We start from the raw sequence: 20,974 nt of genomic DNA, 5'->3' as shown, positions 1-20,974 counted from the left end.
AAGAGTCCGTGCGGGACGTCTTCACACGCCTGTACAGCGACGGGCGGGCCTATGCGGAAGCGGAAGTCGAACGGCAGAAGCTGCGCGCCGGCATCGTCGGCGCGGGGCTCCGCGATGCGCTGATCTTCGCGACGGCGGGCATCATGCTTGTCTTCGCGGCGATCGTCGCCGGGCTGGTGGGCATCATATTGGCGTTGTCGCCGCTTGTGGGGCCTGGCTGGGCGACGGGCGCGGTATTCGGCGGCGCGCTGGTCATCGCGCTGCTGCTGCTGCTGGTCGCGAAGGGCCGTATCGACCGGATGAAGAAGGCGGTGAAGCCATGAAGCGCGAAGAAGCCTATCGCGATGCGGTGGCGCGGGCGGATGCGCGCAAGGCCGCGCTCATCTCCAGCGCCCTTGCCGCCAGGGCGCGCCTCACCCCCGCCCGGCTCAAGCGGGACGCGAAGGACAAGGCAACGGAAACGCTGATGGACGGCGCCGCCTATGCGGCTGCCAAGGTCCAGCAACGGCCGGCCGCCACGGCCGCGGCGACGGGCGCGCTCGCGCTCTATTTGCTGCGCCGTCCGCTCGGGGCACTTTTCCGGCAGATATACGTTCGGATAAGCAACCGCACAGAAGAGATTTCGGAGACTGACGATGGCTGACATCCGCACGCAACTCACCCGCGCCCGCGAAGCGGCGAACGACATTGCCGGGACCGCGTCCGGCAAGTTCCGCGATACGGCGGATCGCGCGAGGGAAAGTGCCGGCGACCTGATCCAGACGAGCCGTGAAAAGGCGGGCGATGCCTATGCGGACGCGCGCGACCGGTCGCAACGGATCGCGGCCCGCGCCAATGAAATCGTTCAGGAACACCCCATCGCCGCCGTCGCGGGCGCCGTCGCGGCGGGTGCCGTCATCGCATGGATGTTCCCCAGGAGCCGCGCGGCCATGAAGGCCCTGCCCGGCCTTGCCAGCAGTGCGGGCGCCAAGGTGCTGGAAGCGGCGCTCGCCGCCAGGGCCGTGGCGGCGGAAAATGCGGAAAGCCTGCGGTCGAACGCTGGCGAGGCGCTGCACAATGCGGCCGAGGGGACGAGGGAAGCGGCGGCATCGGCCCGCGACAGCGTGGCGTCCGCCGACCTCGGTGCGAAGGCGTCCCGCCTTGCCGACGATGTGGCTGCGCTGGTCGCCGCGAAGGTCGACGCGCTGAGCGAAGCGGTGAAGGCCCGATTGCCAAAAACGTAATCGCGCCGCCGCCAAAAGCATGCTGATCCGGCCGCCTGCCCCCTTGGACGGGTGCGGGCGGCCTGCTACGCTATGGGTTCACCGAGCAGGAGAACATAAGATACCATGAGCAAGCTGCACCTTGTAATGGGCGGTCGCGTCAAAAATCCTCAAACGCTGGAATTCGAAGATCTGAGTTCGATCGAGCTGGTCGGCGTCTATCCCGATTACAGCAGTGCCGAAAATGCCTGGCGCGGCGCTGCTCAGCGGACGGTCGACGATGCGGAGATGCGCTATGTGATCGTGCACCTGCACCGGCTGCTGGAACCCGATCTGCCCAGCGGCTGAAGAGCAGGAAAGCCGGGCGTCAGGAAAGGGGCTGGGGACGCTTGCGGAAACGCCAGCGCAGCAAAGGGCGCGTCAGCACCAGCCCCACCAGAAAGCCGCCGATATGCGCGGCAACAGCAATCTGCCCCAGGTCGCCCAGTCCCTGCGCCGTGGCGAAACCGATCATGAGCTGAAGCACGATCCAGCTTGCCGCCAGCCAGAGCAGACGAACCAGATTGGCCGACACCGGTCCAACCCGCCGGACCTTCTGCTGGCTGTAGAGCAGCGCATAGGTCGCGATGACCGCCGATATGGCCCCGCTGGCGCCGACCATGGGATTGGTGGAATGCGGATCGATCGCCCATTGCAGCGCCGTCGCGCCATAGGCTCCGGCAATGTAGAGCAGCAGCGTCGCGCCCTTGTCCAGCACATGCTCCACCTGTCGCCCGCAGAAGACGAACATGAACAGGTTGAAGCCGACATGCAGCCAGTTGGCATGGACCAGCGTGCAACTGATCGGCGTCAGCCACACCGGAACGGCCGCCATGCCGGCCAGCAGGGCGCCATCCTCCACCCGTGCGGGGATGAAGCCGGCCATGATCGCGGCATTATCGACCTGCCCCGTCAGGTAAAGCAGCAGGAAGGCGACGAAGGTGATCGCCGCAATCCCGTTCGTCATGCGACCGGCAGGCAGTTTCACGGATGGATCAGATGAAATCGATCTTGTCGACCAGGTAGAATTTGTCGCCCGATGGCACCGACACCTCGACCTCCTCGCCGATCTGGCGCCCGATCAGCGCGCGGCCCAGGGGGCTGTTATAGCTGATCATGCCAAGCTTGGCGTCAGCTTCGGCCTGCCCCACGATCTGGTACTTGACCGGCTTGTCGTCCTCATCGAGCAGGGTGACGGTCGCGCCGAACACGACCTTGTCGCCCGAAAGCGTCCTGGGATCGATGATCTGGGCACGCGACAGCTTGTCTTCCAGATCGGCAATGGTGGCTTCAACCTGGCCCTGACGCTCCTTGGCGGCGTGATATTCGGCATTTTCCGACAGATCGCCGTGCGCGCGGGCTTCTTCGATGGCGTCCACGATCAACGGCCGCTCGGCCTTCAACTCGCGGAGCTGCTCGTTGAGCTTGTCATAGCCCATCTGCAGCATCGGCATCTTCTCGACGGTCGCCATTCTTGCAAATCCTTCGTCAAAACTTCCCTTTGGCGGCCCCGACCTTGGGGCCACCCGCAGCGTGCTTCCTTGTGCAGGGGATCAGGCTTGCGACACAGGATAATAGGACTGGAGCGAACGCACTTCAAGGGCATGCCCCCGAAGAGCCTCGATCGCATTCGCCGCCGCGACGCTGGCCGCCGCCGTGGTGAAGCTGGCGACCTTGGCGCGCAGCGCGCTGGTGCGGATCGCCTTGCTGTCCTTGAGCGACTGCCAGCCCTCCGTCGTGTTGAAGATCAGGTCGACGTCCCCGTCGGTGATCCTGTCGACGATATGCGGACGCCCTTCGGCCACCTTGTTGACCGGCTGGACGGCGATGCCCTGCTCCTCCAGATAGCGGGCCGTGCCGCCCGTGGCGATGATGGCGAAGCCCAGCGCCGCCATCTTCTGCACGGCGGGCAGGATCACCGGCTTGTCGCTGTCCTTGACCGACACAAACACCGTGCCGCCCTTGGGCAGGATGGTCCCCGCGCCCAGCTGCGCCTTGGCGAAGGCCGTGGCGAAATCGCTGTCGATGCCCATGACTTCGCCGGTGCTCTTCATTTCCGGCGAGAGCACCGGATCGACGCCCGGGAAGCGGGCGAAGGGGAAGACGGCTTCCTTGACCGCGATATGGTCGATGGCGTTCCGGTCGATCTTCGGCAGGTCCTTGAGCTTCTCGCCCGCCATGACGCGGCTGGCGATCTTGGCGATCGGCGTGCCGATGGCCTTGGCGACGAAGGGCACCGTCCGGCTGGCGCGGGGATTGACCTCGATCAGATAGACGACGCCGTCCTTGACCGCGAACTGGATGTTCATCAGGCCGCGGACCGACAGGGCGCGGGCGAGGACATCGGCCTGACGCTCGATCTCCGCGATGATGCCGTCCGACAGGCTGTAGGGCGGCAGCGAGCAGGCGGAGTCGCCGGAATGGACGCCCGCCTCCTCGATATGCTGGAGCACGCCGGCGACCACCACATCGTCGCCGTCGCAGAGCGCGTCCACATCCACCTCGACCGCGTCGCGCAGATACTGGTCGATCAGCACCGGGGAGTCGCCCGACACCTGAACGGCGGTGGCGATATATTCCTCCAGCTGGGCCTGGCCGTCGACAATCTCCATGGCGCGGCCGCCAAGGACGTAGGACGGGCGCATCAGCACCGGATAGCCGATGCGGTTGGCGACCGCGATCGCCTCCTCACGGCTGCGGGCGATGCCGTTGGCGGGCTGCTTGAGCTTGAGCCTGTCGATCAGCGCAGCGAACCGCTCGCGGTCTTCGGCAAGATCGATGGCGTCGGGCGAGGTGCCCAGGATCGGGATACCCGCATCCTCCAGCGCCTGCGCCAGCTTCAGCGGCGTCTGACCGCCAAACTGGACGATCACGCCGGCCAGCGTTCCGTTCGACATCTCGACGCTCAGGATTTCCAGCACGTCCTCCGCCGTCAGCGGCTCGAAATAGAGACGGTCCGACGTGTCATAGTCGGTCGACACCGTTTCCGGGTTGCAGTTGACCATGATCGTCTCATAACCCGCCTCCGCCAGCGCGAAGCAGGCATGGACGCAGCAATAGTCGAACTCGATGCCCTGCCCGATGCGGTTGGGACCGCCGCCCAGGATCACGACCTTCTTCCGGTCGCTGGGCTGCGCCTCATTCTCCGCATCGCCGAAGATCGGCGCTTCGTAGGTCGAGTACATATAGGGCGTCTTCGCCTCGAACTCGGCGGCGCAGGTGTCGATGCGCTTGAACACGGGGCGCACGCCCAGCCTGTGGCGCAGCGCGCGGACCTCATCCTCGGTGACGCCGCCGGTCATGGCCTTGACCGCTTCGTGGATCAGGCCGGAACCGCGCGCGATGCCCCGTTCCATGCCGCGCAGATTGGCCGATTTGAGGGCAAGATAGGCAAGGCGCTTGTCGGAAAAGCCCATCGACTTCAGCCGGCGCATGCCGTCCGCATCCTGCGGCAGGCCGTTGTTCAGAATTTCCGCTTCGGCGTCGATGATCTCCTTGATCCGCTCCAGGAACCAGGGGTCGAACTTCGCGATATTGTGGATTTCAGCGACGGTGAGGCCCTCGCGCAGGGCCTGCGCGGCGACCAGCAGGCGGTCGGGCGTCGGCTGGGCGAGCGCGGCGATGATGTCGTCCTTGGGCGCGCCGACGAGATGGTCGACCTCATTGAAGCCGCAAAGCCCGGTTTCCAGGCCCCGCAGCGCCTTCTGCATCGATTCATGGATGTTGCGGCCGATCGCCATCACCTCGCCCACCGACTTCATCGCGGTGCCGAGCAGCGGTTCGGACCCCTTGAACTTCTCGAAGGCGAAGCGCGGGATCTTGGTCACGACATAGTCGATGGTCGGCTCGAACGACGCCGGGGTGGCGCCGGTGATGTCGTTCTCGATCTCGTCCAGCGTGTAGCCGACGGCGAGCTTCGCCGCGACCTTCGCGATGGGGAAGCCCGTCGCCTTGGAAGCCAGCGCGGACGAGCGGGAAACGCGCGGGTTCATTTCGATGACGATCAGACGGCCATCCTTCGGATTGACTGCGAACTGTACGTTCGAACCGCCTGTTTCCACGCCGATTTCACGCAGCACCGCGATGCTCGCGTTGCGCATGATCTGATATTCCTTGTCGGTCAGCGTCAGCGCGGGAGCCACGGTGATGGAGTCGCCGGTATGGACGCCCATCGGATCGACATTCTCGATCGAGCAGATGATGATGGCATTGTCGTTCCGGTCCCGGACGACCTCCATCTCATATTCCTTCCAGCCGAGCAGCGATTCCTCGATCAGCACCTCGGTGGTGGGCGACGCGTCGAGGCCCGCGGCCACGATCTGCTTGAACTCGTCCTTGTTATAGGCAACGCCGCCGCCAGTGCCGCCAAGCGTGAAACTGGGGCGGATGATCGAAGGAAGCCCGGTGAATTCAAGGGCTTCCAGCGCCTCTTCCATAGTATGTGCGATGCGTGAGCGGGCGGATTCCAGCCCGATCTTGTCCATCGCGTCGCGGAATTTCAGGCGGTCCTCCGCCTTGTCGATGGCGGCCGCATCCGCGCCGATCATCTTGACGCCGAACTTCTCCAGCGTGCCGTCGTTGAAGAGAGCGAGCGCCGTGTTGAGCGCCGTCTGCCCGCCCATGGTCGGCAACACCGCGTCGGGGCGTTCCTTCTCGATGATCTTCGCCACGATTTCGGGCGTGATCGGCTCGACATAGGTCGCGTCGGCGAATTCCGGATCGGTCATGATGGTAGCCGGGTTGGAATTCACCAGGATGATGCGATAGCCCTCTTCCTTGAGCGCCTTCACCGCCTGCGTGCCCGAATAGTCGAACTCGCAAGCCTGGCCGATGATGATCGGACCAGCGCCGATGATGAGGATGGAGGAGATGTCGGTTCTTTTAGGCATTATCTTTTCCAGTGAATTGTCGCGGCCAACCAAAGCTGAAAGTCTTATTCTTCCAGCCCCACTTCCACCTTCACGTTTCGATCATATGCCCAGCCAAAGAAGCAGTTTTTGAGGAGGGCCATTTTCGGTGTAGCACCTTGCATGTCTGCCATACTCAACTTGATAGCGATGGTATCGGGCGCTTTCTCAATCCACTTCAGGCCAGCCTTATCAAACCCGCAAATTTGGGCCGCTTCAGCAATGCTTGTAACCGTTTGGGAATTTGGCGGGGTTTGAGCTTCAGCCAAAGTCGACATCAAAGCGAGAAATGGCGCGATCACGATGAATTTCATGCTTTGAGTCCCTCAACGAACCGCTGGAACAGATAGAAGCTGTCCTGCGGGCCGGGCGAGGCTTCGGGGTGGTACTGGACCGAGAAGGCCTTTTTGTCCGTCAGTTCGATGCCGCAATTGCTGCCGTCGAAGAGCGACACATGGGTCGGCTTCACATTGGCGGGCAGCGTATCGGCGTCGACCGCGAAGCCGTGGTTCATCGAGGTGATCTCGACCAGACCGTCGGACAGGCGCTTGACCGGATGGTTGGCGCCGCGATGGCCCTGATGCATCTTGACGGTCTTCGCGCCCGCCGCCAGCGCCAGCATCTGGTGGCCAAGGCAGATGCCGAAGACCGGCTTGTCCGCGTCCAGCAGCTTCCGGATCACCGGCACGGCATATTCGCCGGTCGCGGCGGGGTCGCCGGGGCCGTTGGAAAGGAACACGCCGTCGGGATTATGCTCCATCACCTGCTCATAGCTGGCGGTGGCTGGCAGCACGGTGACGCGGGCGCCGGCCTTCACCAGATTGCGGAAGATATTGTTCTTCGCGCCATAATCGATCGCGACGACATGGGGCCGCTCTTCACCCGCTTCATCCAGGCCGTAGCCGAAGCCCAGCTTCCACACGCCATCCTTCCAGAGGCGGCTCTCCTTGGCAGAGACTTCGATGGCAAGGTCCATGCCCTCCAGACCCGGCCAGGCCGCAGCCTTGGCGGCCAGCGCCTCGATGTCGAACCGCCCCTCCGGATCGTGCGCGATCACGACATTGGGCGCACCCTTGACCCGGATCAGCCTGGTCAGCGCGCGGGTGTCGACGCCGGCAAGGCCAATGCGGCCATTTTCCTTCATCCACTGATCGAAAGGCTCGACATTGCGGAAGTTGCTGGGTTCCGTCACGTCCTGCCGCACGACGCAGCCCAGCGCGTGGGGCAGCTCCGCCTCCACATCGTCCAGGTTCGTGCCGACATTGCCGATATGCGGGAAGGTGAAGGTGACGATCTGCCCCGCATAGCTGGGGTCGGTCATCACTTCCTGATAGCCGGTCATCGCCGTGTTGAAGCAGAGTTCGCCCACCGCATCGCCGACAGCGCCGAAACCACGGCCGAAGACGGCGGAGCCATCGGCGAAAACCAACACCCCTGTCGCTCCTTTGGGCACAATGAGGGTTTTGGCGTCAGCCATGGTCGTATCGTCCTTTATGCTTTTGCGGGAACCCGTCTGAAGCGGGTTAAACGGCCGGTCACCTATGCGCGAGAGGCCGCGGGGTCAACTCCTGTTAAAAATCTCTTTTGGCGTTATATCTGGACCTTTCCGGAAGAGACAGGATTCATTCGCATGATTCGCGACGAGATCAAAAGCGCCCAAATCGCCGCCATGAAGGCGGGAGAGAAGGATCGGCTGGCCGCCGTGCGCCTGATCCTGGCGAAGCTGAAGGATCGCGACATAGAACTGCGCACCGCGTCCAGCGTGCCGGATGACGACACGGTCGTGGTCGAGGTGCTCCAGAAGATGGCGAAGCAGCGCCGCGAATCCATCGACATGTTCAGGAGCGGCGGCCGCGACGAACTGGCCGCGAAGGAACAGGCCGAACTGGACGTGATCGACAGCTTCCTGCCGCAACAGCTCAGCGAGGACGAGACGAAGGCCGCCATAGAGGCGATCAAGGCGGAAGTGGGCGCGGCGAGCGTCAAGGACATGGGCAAGGTCATGGCCGTGCTGAAGGAACGGCACGGATCGGTGATCGACATGAGCAAGGCCAGCGGGCTGGTGAAGGCGGCGCTTTCCTGAGGCAATATTTTCGCAATCTTCCTGCATCCGGCGCGCCCTCGACATTGATGGACGTTCCGGCATAATCGCATGATGGCGTTCTGGACCTATATGCTGCGATGCTCGGATGGGCGCTATCATACGGGTCGCACCGATGACCTCCACCATAGGATTGGACGGCAGCGGGCGGGACAGGGCAGCCAATTCCCACGCAGGCGCTTGCCGCTCATGCTGGTCTGGAGCGAAGCCTTTTCTTCCCGAATTGAAGCCTTGGAAGCGGAACGGATCGTCGGCGGCTGGTCGCATGTCAAAAAGGAGGCAATGATCGCGGGCAATTGGTCCTTGGTTTCCCTGCTAGCCCGGCCGCCGCGTGAGCGTTTCCCGACTTCGCTCGAAACGAACGGAGTTCTGGCCGATGCGTTCAAGCGTGCGGATTTGAGCTGGGCATGAGCCTGTCCCCCGCCTTCCTCGACGAATTGCGCGCGCGCACCTCCCTTTCCACCCTGATCGGGCGGACGGTGAAGGTGCAGAAGGCGGGCCGCGAATATAAGGCCTGCTGCCCCTTCCATAATGAGAAGACGCCCAGCTTCACGATAAACGACGAAAAGGGCTTCTATCACTGCTTCGGCTGCGGCGCGCATGGCGACGCAATCCGGTGGATGACCGATCATCGCGGCCTTCCCTTCATGGAAGCGGTGAAGGAACTGGCGCAGGCGGCGGGCATGGACGTTCCCGCCCCCGATCCGCGCGCGGCGAAACGGGCGGAACAGGCCAGGGGCCTGCATGACGTCATGGCCGCCGCGCAGGGCTTTTTCGAGGAGCAGCTTGGCGGAATTGAGGGCGCGGAGGCGAGAGCCTATCTCCAGCAGCGCGGCATCGCCGCGGGAACGGCCAGGACCTTCGGCTTCGGCTTCTCGCCTGACGGGCGGGGGCGGCTCAAGACGGCGCTCAAGGAATTTGGCGAACCGCTGCTGATCGAGGCGGGATTGCTCATCGACCCGGATGGCGCCGAGCCGGATGGCGGAAATGCCAGAAAGCGCGACAGCTATGATCGCTTCCGGGGCCGGCTGATGTTGCCGATCCGGGACATAAGAGGCCGGGTGATCGCTTTTGGCGGGCGCATATTGGGCGCGGGCGAACCCAAATATCTGAACTCCCCCGACACGCCGCTCTTCGACAAGGGGCGGACGCTCTACAATATCGACCGGGCCTCCCCCGCCAGCCGGCAGACGGGCCGGATCATCGTCGTGGAGGGCTATATGGACGTGATCGCCCTCGCCCAGGCCGGCTTTGAAGAATCGGTGGCGCCCCTGGGCACGGCGCTTACGGAACATCAGATCGAGCGCCTGTGGAAGATGGCCGATGTGCCGATCCTCTGTTTCGACGGCGATTCGGCGGGGCAGAAGGCCGCGATCCGGGCAGCGACCCGGGCCCTGCCCCTGCTCCGGCCGGGCATGAGCCTGGCCTTTGCGACTCTGCCGGCCGGGCAGGACCCGGACGACCTCATCCGCGCGGAGGGGCCTGCGGCGATGGAAGCGGTGCTGGGCGCCGCCGAACCGCTGGTCGAGCGCCTTTGGAAATATGAACAGGCTGCCGCGCCGCTGGATACGCCGGAGCAGCGCGCCGCGCTCAAGCAGCGCCTGTCCGCGATCACCGACGCCATCGCCCATCCCGACGTGCGGGCGCATTATGTCCACGCCTTTCGGGAACGCTATGACGCGCTGTTCTTCGCGCGGGCGGCCTTCCAGCCCCGTCATCAGCGCGGCGGGGGCAGCGCCCGCTCCGGCTGGCAGCGCGACCGGCGCGGCAATTGGAAGCCCCCCCTGCCCCCCGCGGGAAGCGAGGCAAGGGCGATCGGCGCAAGCGGTATGGAGCAGCGGCTTCTGCGCGCCGTCCTCGCCAGCCTGCTTCGGCATCCCGATCAGATTGCGCTGCATCGCGAGATGCTTATCGGGCTTCGCATCGCCGACACCGTGCTGGCGGAACTGCTGAAGGCGATGATCGCGGCCTCGTTCAGCAAAGAAACAGTTGAAACCGGTGGCCTCCTTACCATATTGGGGCAAGGTGAAGTGTATAATATGGCGAAGGGAATGCTTCGGGCCGACACGTTCACATTCACCCCCCATGGAAGCAAGGCCGACTCGGATCGCGTGCGGCGCGATCTGGACGAGGCCATTCGGGTGATGGCGCAGGGACCGGAGCTTGAGGCGGCGTTGGCTGAAGCCACCCGGCGGGCGAGAGACGACCTCAACGAGGACAGCTTTGCCGAACAGCAAAGGGTCCGCAAGTTGAAGCTGGATCATGATCGCCGCCTGGCGGAACTGGCGCAGTCCGAAGATATTATATGATATGGATCGTCCCTTTCACGGGGGCGGCGGAATTAAGGCGAATAAATGGCGAGCAAGGCGAACAGCAAGGGTGCGGGCGAGGATACGGATACCGGCGATGCACCGCTGCTGGATCTGAACGAGGCGTCGGTCAAGAAGCTGATCGCCCGCGCGAAGAAGCGCGGCTACATCACCTATGACGAGCTGAACGACGCGCTGCCGCAGGACCAGATGTCCTCCGAGCAGATCGAGGACATCATGTCCGCGCTCAACGAAATGGGCGTGAACATCGTCGAGAATGAGGAAGCCAGCGAGGACGGCGAGGATCAGCGCGACGACGGCGACGACGACAGCGCGGACGACAGCGCCGACGACGACGGCTCGCCGCGTCCCGTTACCGAGAAGAAGAAGGAAACGGTCGACCGCACCGACGACCCCGTGCGCATGTACCTGCGCGAGATGGGGGCCGTGGAACTGCTCAGCCGCGAGGGCGAGATCGCCATCGCCAAGCGGATCGAGGCGGGCCGCGACACGATGATCCTGGGGCTGTGCGAAAGCCCGACCACCTTCAACGCGATCATCGAATGGTCGACCGCGCTCAACAATGGCGAGATGCAGCTGCGCGAGATCCTGGATCTCGACGCGATGCTGTCCAAGGATCCCGCTCCGGAAAATCTGGAGGAAGGCGCCGAGGACGACGATGGCGAGATCAGCGAGAAGACCGCCGGACCCAGCTTCAAGGAAGAGGAGGAACCGGAGGAGGAATCAGCCGATTCCGACGAGGATGAGGACGGCCTGACGGAGCGGCGCGCCCGCCGGATGGAGGAGGAGGAAGAGGAGGACAACACCCTCTCCCTCGCCCAGATGGAAGAGACGCTGAAGCCGATGGCGCTGGAGAAATTCGCGACCATCACGGAGATTTTCCGCACCTTCTCCAAGGCGCAGGAATCGCGCATGGCCGCCATGGCCAATGGCGAAACGCTGAGCCAGAAGGCGGAGGACGACTATCAGGAACTGCGCGAGCAGCTCACCGCCGAGGTCGAAAGCGTCCAGTTCCACCAGCAGAAGATCGAATATCTGGTCGACCAGCTTTACGCCTATAACCGGCGCCTGACCGCGCTGGGCGGGCAGATGCTGCGCCTGGCCGAACGGCACAAGGTGAGCCGCAAGGATTTCCTCGACCGCTATGTCAATCATGAGCTGGACGATGGCTGGCTCGACAAGGTGTCCGGTCTGGACAAGAAATGGGCCGCCTTCGCCGCAGCCGAGGGACGCGCGGTCGAGCGCATCCGCCTTGAGGTGAGCGAGATCGCGCAGGCGACCGGCATGTCGCTGTCCGAATTCCGCCGCATCGTCAACATGGTGCAGAAGGGCGAGCGCGAGGCGCGCATCGCGAAGAAGGAAATGGTCGAGGCGAACCTGCGCCTCGTCATCTCCATCGCTAAAAAATATACGAACCGCGGCCTGCAATTCCTTGATCTTATTCAGGAAGGCAATATCGGCCTGATGAAGGCGGTCGACAAGTTCGAATATCGGCGCGGCTACAAGTTCAGTACCTACGCGACCTGGTGGATCAGGCAGGCGATCACCCGTTCGATCGCGGATCAGGCGCGGACCATCCGCATCCCGGTCCACATGATCGAGACGATCAACAAGCTGGTCCGCACCAGCCGCCAGTTCCTGCACGAACAGGGCCGCGAACCGACTCCGGAGGAGATGGCCGAGCGGCTGTCCATGCCGCTGGAGAAGGTGCGCAAGGTGATGAAGATCGCCAAGGAGCCGATCTCCCTCGAAACGCCGATCGGCGACGAGGAGGATTCGCATCTGGGCGATTTCATCGAGGACAAGAATGCGATCATCCCGGTGGACGCCGCGATCCAGGCGAACCTCAAGGAAACCGTCACCCGCGTGCTTGCCTCGCTGACCCCGCGCGAGGAGCGCGTGCTGCGCATGCGCTTCGGCATCGGCATGAACACCGACCATACGCTGGAGGAGGTCGGCCAGCAGTTCAGCGTGACCCGCGAACGAATCCGCCAGATCGAGGCGAAGGCGCTGCGCAAGCTCAAGCACCCCAGCCGCAGCCGCAAGATGCGCAGCTTCCTCGACCAATAGCGGCGCCTCGGCAGACCGAGGCGGCAACGCGGCGGAATGATCCGAAAGGGCGGCTTCGGGCCGCCCTTTTTTACTGGCGTAAACTCCTCTTTTACCTCGACTCTCTAGGGTCGCCTGCACGAGGCCGCGCCAGCAGCGGGGCTTTAGGGGAAGACGATGAGCGAAGCAGCACCGCGCTATCAATTTGGCGATGTATCGCAGATCCTGGACGCCGTGGTCGCCGCCGACGGCACGGCCGGGCATGGCTATGCCAGTGGCGCGCGGGCCAGCTTCGGCCCCAATGCCACGCTGTCGCTGCCCGATCTGGCCGATGCCGCCTATTATCTTTGCCTTCTGCATGGCCGCCACCCCGGCGTGATCGACCATGCCGCCACGCGGTCGGCGGACAATGCGGCGCGCGCCTGGCTGATCCAGGCGGCCGACGCCTTCGCGCGGGAACGGGCCTATCTGACCCAGGTGACGGTCGCGGTCGGCCCCGCCCCCAGCACGGCGGGGCAGAGCGATTGCGAAACCGTCGTCAGCCAGCAGCGCCACGCCCTCGACATGCTGGCCCAGTCGGACCGGCGCGGCTGCGCCATGGGGGCGGCCATCGCGCTGGTGCTCGACTGGCGTGCCGTGCGGCATGTGCTGGACATCGCCGCGATTCGCGTCGGGCTGGAACCCCATGTCTGCGACCTTCCAGACCGCGCGGCGACGCTGGAGGTCGCCAGGGAAATCGGCGGCGACGATGCCATCGACCGCGCCATCCTGTTCGGAACGCGCCAGTTGCTGAACCAGCATCGCGGGCTGTGGGACGTCCTTCAGGCCCGCGCGAAGATCCGCGCCGGCAAGGACCAGGCCGCAAACCGCGCATAAAGGCTTTGCGCTCCTCCCCTGCTTTGCCATAGTTGGCCCGACACAGGCAGGATGAGAAGCAGGAACATGCGGTTTGAAGGCACGCGGGATTATGTCGCCACCGATGATCTGAAGGTCGCCGTCAACGCCGCGGTGCTGCTTCGCCGTCCGCTGCTGGTGAAGGGGGAGCCGGGCACCGGCAAGACCGTGCTGGCGCAGGAAATCGCCAAGGCGCTGGACGCTCCGCTGATCGAATGGAACGTCAAGTCGACGACCAAGGCGCATCAGGGACTTTATGAATATGACGCCGTCGCCCGCCTGCGCGACGGCCAGCTGGGCGATCCGCGCGTTCACGACATCGGCAATTACATCCGCAAGGGCAAGCTGTGGGAGGCATTCACCTCCCCCACCCTGCCGGTCCTGCTGATCGATGAGATCGACAAGGCCGACATAGAATTCCCCAACGACCTGTTGCAGGAACTCGATCGCATGGCCTTCCATGTCTATGAAACGGGGGAGACCGTGGCGGCGAAGGAACGGCCCGTGGTCGTCATCACCTCCAATAACGAGAAGGAACTGCCCGACGCCTTCCTGCGCCGCTGCTTCTTCCACTATATCAAATTTCCCGACCGGGAGACGATGCAGGCCATCATCGACGTGCATTTCCCCGGCATCCAGAAGATATTGGTCAACCGCGCTCTCGAAATATTCTACGAAATCCGGGAGGTGCCCGGCCTCAAGAAGAAGCCGTCCACCAGCGAACTGCTCGACTGGCTGAAGCTGATCCTGGCGGAGGACATGCCGCTCGACATATTGCAGGACCGCGATCCCACCAAGGCGATCCCGCCGCTGCACGGCGCGCTGCTCAAGAATGAGCAGGACATCATGATGTTCGAACGGCTCGCCTTCATGGCCCGGCGCCAGGGGCGATAGGGACCACTCCACTCCCGCTCAACGAAAGGGCGCGAACCATGACTCATCAAGCCGGATGCCTGTGCGGACAGGTGCGGATCAGCATCGATGCGGAACCCCTGGCGGCGCGCATATGCTGGTGCCGGCTCTGCCAATATCTGGGCGGCGGATCGGGCACGGTGAATGTCTGCTTCCCTTCCGACAAGCTGACGGTCACCGGCGACCTGCGCTGGCACCACAGCGTCGCGGACAGCGGCAATGCGATGCGGCGCGGCTTCTGCCCCGAATGCGGCACGCCGCTGTTCAGCCTGGCCGAATCGCGTCCGCACCTGACATTCGTCCGCGCCGGAGCGCTTGACGATCCCGATCTTCTGGCCCCTCAGGCCGTCATCTGGACCGACGCGGCGCCCGCCTGGGCGCATCTGGACCCTGATCTGCCCCATTATCCGGCACAAATGCCCCCCGTAAGCTAAAAGGCCGCTTGCGCAGCCGGTGCATTTCGGCTCAACTTTCCTCCTGACATTCAAAGCCGCGAAAAGACGGCCATGAATTTAGGGAAGGATGCCAATGCCCAAGCGTGCGTTGTCCCTTATATCGGCGGTGCTGGCCTTGTCAGCGCCTGCGTTCGCGCGCGCGGCCGAGGAACGGGAAGCCTGGACACCGACCGCCACCGCCCTGCGCGCCGACGCCGCGGGGATCGGCATGCCGCAAAGCGTGGCCGGCCTGTCGCTCGCCAAGAGCGGGGAGGTTTCCAACGGCGGCAAGGGCATCGACAATTACGCGCAATATCTGTCCGACGACGGCGCGGTCCAGGCGACGCTCTATGTCTATCTGCCCAGCTATGCCGACGCCTCGCTCGCCGCCTATATGACGGACAAGGCCGTTACGGAGCGTTTCGGAGCAAGGACGCGCCGCACCGCTTATTCCAGCGTCGCGGTGGCCGGACATGCCAATGGCGCCATCCGCGCCGTCTATGACGATGCCGCCGACGGCGCGCTCACCACGGCTGCGGCTTTCCTGCACGCCGGGCGATGGCTGGTGAAGCTCCGCGTCACCGGGCCGACGGAACGGCGGAAGGAAGTGCTGGCCGGGCTGGACGGCATGCTGGCGGGCCTTCAGTTCGATGATGCATCCTTGATCCATGCGACCAGGCCCGCTCGACTGGCCGCCTGCCCCGCCAATGAAGGCGGCGACGCCCGCCTCACTGCGCAAACCACGTCCGCGCCCGCCGATATTTCCCTGCCGCGCGAAGGGCAGGAACCGCTCTGCATAAGGGGCAAGGTCGACACCGCCGAGGGCAGCTACGACATTCTCCAGCAGGCCGGCGCCGCAGATGGCGCGATCATCGTGCCGGTGGACGACGCAGGCACCATGGTCGCGTTCGATCCCGCGAAGGACGGCTATCGGCTCTCCATCCATTCCGTGGGTCAGACCGACCTCTACGGCGTCTATGACAAGGTGCCGAGCGCCCGCCAGATCGCCCAGATCCTGGACGGAAAGGACCCTCAGACGGCCCAGGCCGGCGCGACCGCCGACTATGCCGCCAATGGCGAGGTGACGGTGCGGACGGCTGGCGTGAAGCTGCGCTGAGAGGGGCGATCAGATCAGATAGCCGACCTCATAAAGCCCCCAGCGCCGTCCGCTGAACATCAGCGGCACGAACACGCTGCGCAATGCCCGATAACGCCCCTCGCCCAGATCCTGGCGGTAGGTGAACAGGAAGAAGTCCCCATCGCCGTCCAGCGCGCGGCGGGTCTGGCTGTCCATGAATATCTGCCGGTTGCGGGCATGTTCCATGTTCCAGCGCGTCTGGCCGGGCCGCTGCGGCTGGCTGCGCGCGCTGATATGCGTGGGCAGATAGCCGTTCATGTCGATCAGGCAGCAGCCGACGATGGCGCTGTCCTGCGCGGTCCGCCGGTCGAGCAAGGGCTGCACGCAGCAGTCGGCAAAGGCGGTGAAGCCATTTTCATATTGCATCGGGTCGGAACCGGGCAGCGGCCGGTAGGCGGTATCGAACAGGCTGCCCATGTCCAGTTCCCCCTCCGCCAGCGCCCGCTCGATCAGCGCCTGAATCTCCTCCGCGCCTTCTTCGGCCAGGGCGATATAGCGGCTGTTGCGCGTGACATGGCCGCTATGCGCCGCCCGGTTGAGCATGGCGTTCGCCATCCCCTCCAGCCCTTCCAGGTGGCCGCGCGCGGTTTCGACGCGGGTCGCGCTTTCCGTCGCCGACTGGCTGAAGCGGGCAAGTCCCTGACGCAGGGCCGCGACGTCGCCATCGGCCTCGTCCGTGCAGGTGACGATCGTTTCAGACCTGTCCCCGAACTGCGTCACCAGCGAAGCGATCTCGGCCATGCTGACCCGCAGCGTATCGATATGCGAACCGACTTCGCGGCCGCGCAGGATATTGGCCTCCACCCCGCCGATCAGTTGCCGGGCATCGCGGTCCAGCTGGCCCAGCTTGTCGCCCACGGACGCGGCGGACTCGCCCGCCTGCCCGGCCAGCCGCCGGATCTCGTCCGCCACCACGGCAAAGCCCTGCGTCGCCTCGCCGCCGCGCGCCGCCTCGATCGCTGCGTTCACGCCCAGAAGGCGGGTCTGGCGGGCGATCGCGCCCAGTTGCCCCGAAATGTCGCCCACCGTCTCGATGACGTCCAGGAACTGACGCAGATGCCCTTCCAGTCCGGTCACATTCTCGATCAGTTCCGTGATCTGGCCCAGGGAACGTCCGATCGCCTCATGCCCCTGCGCGATGATCTGCCCCGGTCAGTTCCCCCAGGAAACCCGCCGTTTCGCTGCATTGCAATGCGATGTCGCCCGATCTTTCCCCCAGGTCGGTCAACAAATCCCCGTTTTCCAATGATCGCCGCCCTATTCCGCCCGATATGGATACTGCCTTGTTAACGATGCATTGCAACACTTAACATTCCGACAACGCCCCGCGCTTGCATGATCGGGCAAGCTGGCGGACAAGGGGGCCGTCATGATGCTCAACTTTCTCGACGCGCTGCGCGCTGCCGGCATTCCCGCCGGCATAAAGGAACATCTGCTGCTGCTGGAGGCGCTGGACCGGGACGTCATCGGGCAGCGGCCGGAGGATTTCTATTATCTCGCTCGCGCCACCTATGTGAAGGATGAAGGGCTGATCGACCGTTTCGACCAGGTGTTCGCCCGCGTCTTCAAGGGCGTGCTGGGCAGCGAAGGGGTCGAAGCGGACATTCCCGAGGAATGGCTGCGGCTGGTGGCGGAGAAATTCCTCAGTCCGCAGGAGATGGAGAAGATCAGGTCGCTGGGAAGCTGGGACGAGATCATGGAGACGCTGAAGAAGCGGCTGGAGGAGCAGAAGGGGCGTCATCAGGGTGGCAATAAATGGATCGGCACCGGCGGCACCTCGCCCTTCGGCCATGGCGGCTATAATCCGGAGGGGGTGCGGATCGGCGGCGAGAGCCGGCACAAGCGCGCCATCAAGGTGTGGGAAAAGCGCGAATTCGCCAATCTGGACAATCAGAAGGAACTGGGCACCCGCAACATCAAGGTCGCGCTGCGGCGGCTGCGGCGCTTCGCGCGGGAGGGGGCGGCGGACGAGCTGGACCTGGACGAAACGATCCGGGGAACCGCGCGGCAGGGCTGGCTCGACATCCGCATGCGGCCGGAGCGGCACAATGCGGTGAAGCTGCTCCTGTTCCTGGACGTGGGCGGATCGATGGACCCGTTCATCACGCTTTGCGAGGAGCTGTTCTCGGCAGCGACGAGCGAATTCAAGAATATGGAATTCTTCTACTTCCACAACTGCCTTTACGAAGGCGTGTGGAAGGACAACCGCCGCCGCTTTTCGGAGCGGACGCCGACCTGGGACATCCTCCACAAATATGGGCATGACTATAAGGTGATCTTCGTCGGGGACGCGGCGATGAGCCCCTATGAGATCAGCCATCCCGGCGGCTCGGTCGAACATATGAACGAGGAACCGGGCGCAACCTGGCTGAGCCGCGTGCTGCACACCTATCCGGCCGCCGTGTGGCTGAACCCCGCGCAGGAAGCGCATTGGGGCTATAGCCAGTCGACCAGGATGATCCGCGAAATCATGAATGGCCGCATGTATCCCCTGACGATCGAGGGGATTGACGACGCCATGCGGGAACTGACGCGCAAGCGGTGAACCCGGGCCGATTCAGCGACGTCCCCATTCCGCAGGCGCGAGGGGGTCAGGGAAATGTCATGCCGGTTCGAAGAGCACGCCCCCCGTCATCGGCCGCGGCGCGCCGGTCGTGCCGGGGAAACTGATCGGCAGGCCCTTCATATGGCGGACAGCCATATAGGCGAAACCCTGCGCCTCCAGGGCGTCCCCGTCCCATCCGAGGTCGTCCACCGGTCGGACCTCCGCGCCGGTATAATCGCCCAGCATGCGCATCAGCGTCGCATTGTGGCGCCCGCCACCCGCGACATAGATGCGCTTGGGCCGCTCCGCGAGATGCCCGAGCCCGCGCGAGACCGCCGCGGCGGAAAAGGCCGTCAGCGTCGCGGCGCCATCCGCCAGCGGCAGCCCGCGCACGGCATCGATGGTGAAGGCCTCGCGGTCTATGCTCTTGGGCGGAGGGACGGCGAACCAGGGATCGGCCAGCATGTGCGCCAGCCGCTCTTCATCCACCCGGCCGCCGGCCGCCGTCGCGCCGTTCTCATCGAAGCTCCGGTCGCCATAGCTCTGCATCCAATTGTCGATGAGGCCGCTCGCCATGCCGGTATCGAAGGCGACGATTTCCCCGTCGGCGGCGATGGCGGTGATGTTGGCGACCCCGCCCAGGTTCAGCACCGCAACGGGTTTCGCCAGATCATGGGCCAGGGCGCGGTGATAGACGGGGAGCAGCGGAGCGCCCTGTCCGCCCGCCGCGACATCGGCGCTGCGCAGGTCCGCGACGACGGGAATGCCGAAGGCCCCCGCCAGGGCGGCGCCGTCCCCGATCTGCCAGGTCCAGCGCCATTCGGGGCGATGCGCCACGGTATGGCCGTGGAAGCCGATGACGGCGACGTCCTGCGTGACATGGCCGCTGCGGGCCAGCAGGTCCGACACCGCCTCGACATGAAGCTCGGTCAGTTCTTCCTCGACCGCGTGGATGAGCGGTTCGAACCCCGGCCTGTCCATCGCCATGGCGCGCCCGCAGGCTTCGGCCAGGCGAAGGCGGAAGCCCTCGCCATAGGGCATGGCATGGAAAGCGATGCCCTTGCTGGCGCCCTCGCCATCGGTCTCGATCAGCGCGGCGTCTATGCCGTCGCGGGATGTGCCCGACATCAGGCCTATTGCGAGCATCGAATGATCCTGCCTCTTTTACGTTATTCCTCTCAATGCTACAGGGCCGCGCCATGAGCAACTACCAGTCCGATCTGCTCCGCCTGCTCGAAGCGCGCGGCTATATCCACCAGTTGACCGATGCGGAGGGTCTGGACGCCCTGGCCGCCAGGCAGGTCGTGCCGGGCTATATCGGCTTCGATCCCACGGCGCCCTCGCTGCATGTGGGCCATCTGGTGTCGATCATGATGCTGCGCCAGTTGCAGAAGGCCGGGCACAAGCCCATCGTCCTGATGGGCGGCGGCACCGGCAAGATCGGCGATCCCAGCTTCAAGGACGAAGCGCGCAAGCTGCTGACCACCGACACCATCGCGCAGAATGTCGGCAGCATCAAACGCGTGTTCGAACGGTTCCTGACATTCGGCGACGGACCGACCGACGCGATCATGGTCGACAATGCGGATTGGCTGGACCGGCTGGAATATATCCCTTTCCTGCGCGACATCGGCCAGCATTTCTCGGTCAACCGGATGCTGAGCTTCGATTCGGTGAAGCTGCGGCTGGACCGGGAACAGTCGCTGAGCTTCCTGGAATTCAACTATATGATCCTCCAGGCCTATGACTTTCTGGAACTGTCGCGCCGTTCGGCCTGCCGGTTGCAGATGGGCGGATCGGACCAGTGGGGCAATATCGTCAACGGCGTCGAACTGGCGCGACGGGTGGACGGCACGCAGGTGTTCGGGCTGACGACCCCGCTGCTCACCAATGCCGACGGCACCAAGATGGGCAAGACCGTGGGCGGCGCGGTGTGGCTCAACGAGGACCAGCTTTCCAGCTATGATTACTGGCAGTTCTGGCGCAACACGGCCGATGCCGACGTCGCCAGCCGGCTGCGGCTGTTCACCGACCTGCCGATGGACGAGGTGGAGCGGCTGGCCGCCCTGCAGGGCGCGGAGATCAACGAGGCGAAGAAGATCCTGGCGAACGAGGCGACGGCGCTCTGCCGCGGCGCAGATGCCGCCGCCGCCGCCGCGGAGACGGCCCGCCGGACTTTCGAGGAGGGCGCCTCTGACGCCAATCTGCCGACCGTCAGCCTTGGCGCGGACGGGCTGAACATCGTGCAGGGCACCGCCGCGCTGGGCTTTGCCGCCTCCAACAAGGAAGTGCGGCGGAAGCTGGCGGAAGGCGCCATCCGCGTCAATGGAGAGGTGGTGAACGACCCCGCCCTGCCCCTGAAGGCGGGGGACAAGGTCAGCTTCGGCGCGAAGAAGCACGGGCTGGTAACCGCCTGAAATCGA

Annotated in this window: 20 protein-coding genes and 1 pseudogene; 14 read left to right on the top strand and 7 right to left on the bottom strand. The window is 64.5% G+C overall.

The window, feature by feature from the left end:
- Positions 1 to 8: 8 nt before the first annotated feature.
- The 4 genes from A0J57_RS06925 to A0J57_RS06910 all read left to right on the top strand — a co-directional run bounded on the left by A0J57_RS06925 (position 9) and on the right by A0J57_RS06910 (position 1,550).
- Positions 9 to 323: a phage holin family protein gene (locus tag A0J57_RS06925; protein WP_082166180.1), complete on the top strand. Its 315-nt coding sequence runs from the start codon at positions 9 to 11 to the stop codon at positions 321 to 323.
- Positions 320 to 643 (top strand): hypothetical protein, encoded by a 324-nt coding sequence (locus A0J57_RS06920; protein ID WP_048577006.1) that lies wholly within the window; start codon positions 320 to 322, stop codon positions 641 to 643. The genes A0J57_RS06925 and A0J57_RS06920 overlap by 4 nt, the downstream gene beginning before the upstream one ends.
- Positions 636 to 1,223: a DUF883 family protein gene (locus A0J57_RS06915; RefSeq protein ID WP_061934716.1), complete on the top strand. Its 588-nt coding sequence runs from the start codon at positions 636 to 638 to the stop codon at positions 1,221 to 1,223. Before A0J57_RS06920 ends, A0J57_RS06915 begins: the two co-directional genes overlap by 8 nt.
- Positions 1,224 to 1,328: 105 nt before the next feature.
- A complete protein-coding gene (locus A0J57_RS06910; RefSeq protein WP_025549059.1) occupies positions 1,329 to 1,550 on the top strand; it encodes a DUF4170 domain-containing protein in 222 nt (73 codons plus the stop codon).
- 19 nt (positions 1,551 to 1,569) lie between these two features.
- On the opposite strand, the gene A0J57_RS06905 is transcribed toward A0J57_RS06910, so the two are convergent.
- The 5 genes from A0J57_RS06905 to carA form a co-directional block, all read right to left on the bottom strand.
- Entirely contained in the window at positions 1,570 to 2,208 is a 639-nt protein-coding gene (locus A0J57_RS06905) for a rhomboid family intramembrane serine protease (protein ID WP_037482410.1), read from the bottom strand.
- A gap of 28 nt (positions 2,209 to 2,236) precedes the next feature.
- The gene (gene greA, locus A0J57_RS06900; protein ID WP_025549056.1) at positions 2,237 to 2,713 is read right to left on the bottom strand and encodes a transcription elongation factor GreA; all 477 of its coding nucleotides are present in this window, start codon (positions 2,711 to 2,713) and stop codon (positions 2,237 to 2,239) included.
- A gap of 81 nt (positions 2,714 to 2,794) precedes the next feature.
- Entirely contained in the window at positions 2,795 to 6,130 is a 3,336-nt protein-coding gene (gene carB, locus A0J57_RS06895; protein WP_061934714.1) for a carbamoyl-phosphate synthase large subunit, read from the bottom strand.
- A 44-nt stretch (positions 6,131 to 6,174) separates the two neighbouring features.
- Positions 6,175 to 6,462: a hypothetical protein gene (locus A0J57_RS06890; protein WP_061934712.1), complete on the bottom strand. Its 288-nt coding sequence runs from the start codon at positions 6,460 to 6,462 to the stop codon at positions 6,175 to 6,177.
- The gene (carA, locus tag A0J57_RS06885; protein WP_061934710.1) at positions 6,459 to 7,625 is read right to left on the bottom strand and encodes a glutamine-hydrolyzing carbamoyl-phosphate synthase small subunit; all 1,167 of its coding nucleotides are present in this window, start codon (positions 7,623 to 7,625) and stop codon (positions 6,459 to 6,461) included. Before carA ends, A0J57_RS06890 begins: the two co-directional genes overlap by 4 nt.
- Positions 7,626 to 7,778: 153 nt before the next feature.
- Between carA and A0J57_RS06880 the strand changes: the two genes are divergently transcribed.
- From A0J57_RS06880 to A0J57_RS06845, 8 genes are all read left to right on the top strand, one after another.
- Positions 7,779 to 8,231 (top strand): GatB/YqeY domain-containing protein, encoded by a 453-nt coding sequence (locus A0J57_RS06880; protein WP_025549052.1) that lies wholly within the window; start codon positions 7,779 to 7,781, stop codon positions 8,229 to 8,231.
- Between the two features lie 69 nt (positions 8,232 to 8,300).
- Positions 8,301 to 8,660, top strand: a complete 360-nt coding sequence (locus A0J57_RS06875) for a GIY-YIG nuclease family protein (RefSeq protein ID WP_328587034.1) — start codon at positions 8,301 to 8,303, stop codon at positions 8,658 to 8,660.
- Positions 8,657 to 10,558: a DNA primase gene (gene dnaG / locus A0J57_RS06870; RefSeq protein ID WP_061934701.1), complete on the top strand. Its 1,902-nt coding sequence runs from the start codon at positions 8,657 to 8,659 to the stop codon at positions 10,556 to 10,558. Before A0J57_RS06875 ends, dnaG begins: the two co-directional genes overlap by 4 nt.
- A 45-nt stretch (positions 10,559 to 10,603) precedes the next feature.
- On the top strand, positions 10,604 to 12,649 hold the full coding sequence (gene rpoD, locus A0J57_RS06865; RefSeq protein WP_025549049.1) for an RNA polymerase sigma factor RpoD: 2,046 nt from the start codon (positions 10,604 to 10,606) through the stop codon (positions 12,647 to 12,649).
- Positions 12,650 to 12,805: 156 nt separating this feature from the next.
- Positions 12,806 to 13,504, top strand: coding sequence for a hypothetical protein (locus A0J57_RS06860; protein ID WP_061934698.1), 699 nt, complete (start codon positions 12,806 to 12,808; stop codon positions 13,502 to 13,504).
- A 66-nt stretch (positions 13,505 to 13,570) separates the two neighbouring features.
- Positions 13,571 to 14,416 carry a MoxR family ATPase gene (locus A0J57_RS06855; RefSeq protein WP_044662013.1) on the top strand — a complete coding sequence of 282 codons (846 nt, stop codon included), beginning with the start codon at positions 13,571 to 13,573 and terminating at the stop codon, positions 14,414 to 14,416.
- 38 nt (positions 14,417 to 14,454) lie between these two features.
- On the top strand, positions 14,455 to 14,868 hold the full coding sequence (locus tag A0J57_RS06850; RefSeq protein ID WP_061934696.1) for a GFA family protein: 414 nt from the start codon (positions 14,455 to 14,457) through the stop codon (positions 14,866 to 14,868).
- Positions 14,869 to 14,962: 94 nt separating this feature from the next.
- Positions 14,963 to 15,985 carry a hypothetical protein gene (locus A0J57_RS06845; protein WP_061934693.1) on the top strand — a complete coding sequence of 341 codons (1,023 nt, stop codon included), beginning with the start codon at positions 14,963 to 14,965 and terminating at the stop codon, positions 15,983 to 15,985.
- Positions 15,986 to 15,994: 9 nt separating this feature from the next.
- On the opposite strand, the pseudogene A0J57_RS06840 reads toward A0J57_RS06845, so the two are convergent.
- A pseudogene (locus A0J57_RS06840) lies at positions 15,995 to 17,237 on the bottom strand (methyl-accepting chemotaxis protein).
- Positions 17,238 to 17,375: 138 nt separating this feature from the next.
- Here A0J57_RS06840 and A0J57_RS06835 point away from each other — a divergent pair.
- Positions 17,376 to 18,551, top strand: coding sequence for a VWA domain-containing protein (locus A0J57_RS06835; protein WP_025549040.1), 1,176 nt, complete (start codon positions 17,376 to 17,378; stop codon positions 18,549 to 18,551).
- Positions 18,552 to 18,608: 57 nt separating this feature from the next.
- On the opposite strand, the gene A0J57_RS06830 is transcribed toward A0J57_RS06835, so the two are convergent.
- Entirely contained in the window at positions 18,609 to 19,697 is a 1,089-nt protein-coding gene (locus A0J57_RS06830; protein ID WP_061934689.1) for an anhydro-N-acetylmuramic acid kinase, read from the bottom strand.
- A 53-nt stretch (positions 19,698 to 19,750) separates the two neighbouring features.
- Between A0J57_RS06830 and tyrS the strand changes: the two genes are divergently transcribed.
- Positions 19,751 to 20,968: a tyrosine--tRNA ligase gene (gene tyrS, locus A0J57_RS06825; RefSeq protein WP_061934816.1), complete on the top strand. Its 1,218-nt coding sequence runs from the start codon at positions 19,751 to 19,753 to the stop codon at positions 20,966 to 20,968.
- Positions 20,969 to 20,974: the final 6 nt, after the last annotated feature.

The sequence above is a fragment of the Sphingobium sp. 22B genome, assembly GCF_001580035.1.
In the GTDB taxonomy this organism is placed as follows: domain Bacteria; phylum Pseudomonadota; class Alphaproteobacteria; order Sphingomonadales; family Sphingomonadaceae; genus Sphingobium; species Sphingobium fuliginis.
Note: the sequence above shows the minus strand (reverse complement) of the source record. Positions and strands in the feature narration are given on the sequence as shown.

What these genes read in the sequence shown, in the direction of transcription:
- A0J57_RS06920 (WP_048577006.1), top strand. Translation starts at nt 320, where the DNA reads ATGAAGCGCGAAGAAGCCTATCGCGATGCGGTGGCGCGGGCGGATGCG.
- A0J57_RS06915 (WP_061934716.1), top strand. Translation starts at nt 636, where the DNA reads ATGGCTGACATCCGCACGCAACTCACCCGCGCCCGCGAAGCGGCGAAC.
- A0J57_RS06910 (WP_025549059.1), top strand. Translation starts at nt 1,329, where the DNA reads ATGAGCAAGCTGCACCTTGTAATGGGCGGTCGCGTCAAAAATCCTCAA.
- A0J57_RS06905 (WP_037482410.1), bottom strand. Translation starts at nt 2,208, where the DNA reads ATGACGAACGGGATTGCGGCGATCACCTTCGTCGCCTTCCTGCTGCTT.
- greA (WP_025549056.1), bottom strand. Translation starts at nt 2,713, where the DNA reads ATGGCGACCGTCGAGAAGATGCCGATGCTGCAGATGGGCTATGACAAG.
- carB (WP_061934714.1), bottom strand. Translation starts at nt 6,130, where the DNA reads ATGCCTAAAAGAACCGACATCTCCTCCATCCTCATCATCGGCGCTGGT.
- A0J57_RS06890 (WP_061934712.1), bottom strand. Translation starts at nt 6,462, where the DNA reads ATGAAATTCATCGTGATCGCGCCATTTCTCGCTTTGATGTCGACTTTG.
- carA (WP_061934710.1), bottom strand. Translation starts at nt 7,625, where the DNA reads ATGGCTGACGCCAAAACCCTCATTGTGCCCAAAGGAGCGACAGGGGTG.
- A0J57_RS06880 (WP_025549052.1), top strand. Translation starts at nt 7,779, where the DNA reads ATGATTCGCGACGAGATCAAAAGCGCCCAAATCGCCGCCATGAAGGCG.
- A0J57_RS06875 (WP_328587034.1), top strand. Translation starts at nt 8,301, where the DNA reads ATGATGGCGTTCTGGACCTATATGCTGCGATGCTCGGATGGGCGCTAT.
- dnaG (WP_061934701.1), top strand. Translation starts at nt 8,657, where the DNA reads ATGAGCCTGTCCCCCGCCTTCCTCGACGAATTGCGCGCGCGCACCTCC.
- rpoD (WP_025549049.1), top strand. Translation starts at nt 10,604, where the DNA reads ATGGCGAGCAAGGCGAACAGCAAGGGTGCGGGCGAGGATACGGATACC.
- A0J57_RS06860 (WP_061934698.1), top strand. Translation starts at nt 12,806, where the DNA reads ATGAGCGAAGCAGCACCGCGCTATCAATTTGGCGATGTATCGCAGATC.
- A0J57_RS06855 (WP_044662013.1), top strand. Translation starts at nt 13,571, where the DNA reads ATGCGGTTTGAAGGCACGCGGGATTATGTCGCCACCGATGATCTGAAG.
- A0J57_RS06850 (WP_061934696.1), top strand. Translation starts at nt 14,455, where the DNA reads ATGACTCATCAAGCCGGATGCCTGTGCGGACAGGTGCGGATCAGCATC.
- A0J57_RS06845 (WP_061934693.1), top strand. Translation starts at nt 14,963, where the DNA reads ATGCCCAAGCGTGCGTTGTCCCTTATATCGGCGGTGCTGGCCTTGTCA.
- A0J57_RS06835 (WP_025549040.1), top strand. Translation starts at nt 17,376, where the DNA reads ATGATGCTCAACTTTCTCGACGCGCTGCGCGCTGCCGGCATTCCCGCC.
- A0J57_RS06830 (WP_061934689.1), bottom strand. Translation starts at nt 19,697, where the DNA reads ATGCTCGCAATAGGCCTGATGTCGGGCACATCCCGCGACGGCATAGAC.
- tyrS (WP_061934816.1), top strand. Translation starts at nt 19,751, where the DNA reads ATGAGCAACTACCAGTCCGATCTGCTCCGCCTGCTCGAAGCGCGCGGC.